Below are 2,616 nucleotides of genomic sequence, written 5' to 3'. Positions count from 1 at the left end.
TTTATATGCTGCCTGTCTTTTTTATAAGGAGCAACAAATGCAGCCAATATAACTATTCCTGCATCTATAAACAATTTCGATATTTCTCCAATTCTTCTGATATTTTCTGATCTGTCTTCCGGGCTAAAGGTAAGCCCACGATTAATTCCCCGGCGTACATTATCCCCATCTAAAACATAGGTTTTTATACCTTCTGAAAAGAGTTTTTGCTCAAGAACATTAGCAATTGTCGACTTTCCGGATCCGGATAATCCGGTAAAAAATATTAAAAAGGTGTCATGTCCATAAGATTTTCTCCGGACTTCCCTGTTAATCCTGTAGTTATGAGTAACTATGTTTTTTTCCATTTTTCTGTCTGAGTTCTTTTAGGTAAGCCAAAGTTGATTTTATACCATGCCCGCTCATGAAAATAATACAATGCCATTTTTGTAACCACTTCAGCCATTCCAATTTTTAAACCAATTATAGGATTTCCGGAGATGAGCCAAGATAGCAAAATGGTATCTAATGTCCCCACAATTCTCCATGTTACCGTCTTAATAATATGTCTTTTTCGACTATCCGGAATACCAATATTAAACCAAATACGTTCATGGAAATAATAGAGGATCATTTTTGTCAGTACTTCCGAAAAACCGATTTTAAGTCCGGTAAATGGGTTTCCGGATATTAACCACGATAATAAAATGGTATCTATGGTACCTACAATACGCCATGTTATGGTCTTGGCAAGATGCCTTCTATGAGATAAGTTACGCATTATCTACTCACCAGAAAATAAGGGTTTAATAAATTTTCTTTATTGTATTCCAATTCCCTATTGGTTTTTACGTTCGTAACCTTAAGACCTGCTGCCTTACAAATACAGTGGCCCGCTGCAGTGTCCCACTCCATTGTAGGAGCAAACCGGGGATATACATCTGCTTTTCCTTCTGCGACTAAACAAAACTTTAAGGAACTACCCTTAGATACTATCTCCACTGCATTGTAATTTTTCTTTTCTTCTTCAATAAAATCCAATGTATCCTGATTCATATGGGATCTGCTCCCAACAACACGTAAATTACCCCTTGCGGTTTGAGTAGGATATATTCTATTGGAATCATCAAAAAGACTCTCTGGTAGTTGATGGTCCCCCGTCAAAATAACTTTATAGGCCTTACTGCTAACGGCATCTCCATAATACAGCTCTTTTAAAACGGGAACGTATATTACACCTAACAAAGGAACACTATCTTTACACAAAGCGATATTCACTGTAAATTCACCATTTCTTTTAATAAATTCTTTAGTACCATCGAGTGGGTCTACAATCCAGCAAGTTTCCCATTCTCTGCGCTCCGCGTAAGATTCATTTTTTATTTCTTCACTGATAATAGGGTAGGGAGTATTTTTTAAAAAATCATTAATGATTGTACTTGAAGCAAGATCAGCTTCAGTTAATGGCGATTGATCCTTTTTTAATTCAACCGAAAAGTCCGGATCATTATAAACTTCCAGTATCGCCTTACCCGCTTGTATTGATGCGTCGATAATAAGTTCTAATAATTCATTGGTTTTGGACATAGTTTTGGTTGTTTGGTATGAACTAAATGGGAAGATAATATAATTATTAAATATCCGGTGATTAAAACCTGTGAGAAATTACTCTAACCCATAGTAAAGGCGATACCAATCCACAAATTCCTGAATCCCTTTTTCTATTAGTGTATTTGGACTATAGTTATAATCACGAATAAGATTATCTACATTGGCCCAGGTTTTGGTTACATCACCTGCTTGCATGGGTAGCATTTCTTTCACGGCAACTTTACCCAGACTTTTTTCAATAGCTTCAATAAAATCAAGAAGTTTTACAGCACTATTGTTTCCTATATTGTATATCTTGTAAAGTTCATTTAATTCAAGTCTTTTTTCAACTGAGCCTTCAATTACTCTTACTACTCCCTCCGTGATATCATCAATATAGGTAAAATCACGTTCCATTTGCCCGTGATTAAATACCTTTATCGGTTTTCCTTTTACTATAGCATCGGTAAAAAGAAACATAGCCATATCGGGCCTGCCCCATGGACCATAGACCGTAAAGAATCGAAGCCCTGTTGTAGGGAATCCATACAAATGACTATATGTATAGGCCATTAGTTCGTTGCTTTTTTTGGTTGCAGCGTACAGGCTTATGGGATGATCTACATTGTCAGTCGTTTGAAAAGGAATTTTAGTGTTTAACCCATAAACACTGGAACTGCTGGCATATACTAAATGTTTGATTTTATGGTGTCTGCAACATTCCAAAATGTTAAGAAACCCAACAATATTGCTGTCGACATAAGTCTCAGGATTTTCAAGGCTGTAACGAACGCCTGCCTGGGCGGCCAAATTGCAAACCACATCAAATTTTTCGGTTTTGAAGAGCAGGGGGAGTGCTTCCCTGTCTTCTAAATTCAAACGAATAAATGAAAATTCAGGTTCTGAAGAACTCCCTGTTATTTTGTTGTAAACTTCCGCCTTTTTTTGATGAACACCCAACTGAGCCAAGCGTCCGTATTTGAGCTGCACATCATAATAATCGTTAATATTATCAAGGCCAATAACCGTATGTCCTTTATCTAAAAG

The 2,616-nt window shown here is 36.7% G+C and carries 4 protein-coding genes; all 4 read right to left on the bottom strand.

Annotation, left to right across the window (positions count from 1 at the left end):
- Positions 1-347: adenylyl-sulfate kinase (locus WBM60_RS01150; RefSeq protein ID WP_424282656.1), on the bottom strand; the 347-nt coding region annotated here is incomplete at its 3' end.
- Positions 332-760: a DUF2061 domain-containing protein gene (locus tag WBM60_RS01145; RefSeq protein ID WP_424278580.1), complete on the bottom strand. Its 429-nt coding sequence runs from the start codon at positions 758-760 to the stop codon at positions 332-334. The genes WBM60_RS01145 and WBM60_RS01150, both read right to left, overlap by 16 nt.
- A complete protein-coding gene (gene cysQ / locus WBM60_RS01140; RefSeq protein WP_424282655.1) occupies positions 760-1,566 on the bottom strand; it encodes a 3'(2'),5'-bisphosphate nucleotidase CysQ in 807 nt (268 codons plus the stop codon). The genes WBM60_RS01145 and cysQ overlap by 1 nt, the downstream gene beginning before the upstream one ends.
- Positions 1,567-1,644: 78 nt before the next feature.
- Positions 1,645-2,616, bottom strand: a 972-nt coding sequence (locus WBM60_RS01135; protein WP_424282654.1) for an NAD-dependent epimerase/dehydratase family protein, incomplete at its 5' end; no start/stop codon positions are given.

Origin of the sequence: Eudoraea sp. (assembly GCF_049669105.1) — a bacterium.
In the GTDB taxonomy this organism is placed as follows: domain Bacteria; phylum Bacteroidota; class Bacteroidia; order Flavobacteriales; family Flavobacteriaceae; genus Eudoraea.
Note: the sequence above shows the minus strand (reverse complement) of the source record. Positions and strands in the feature narration are given on the sequence as shown.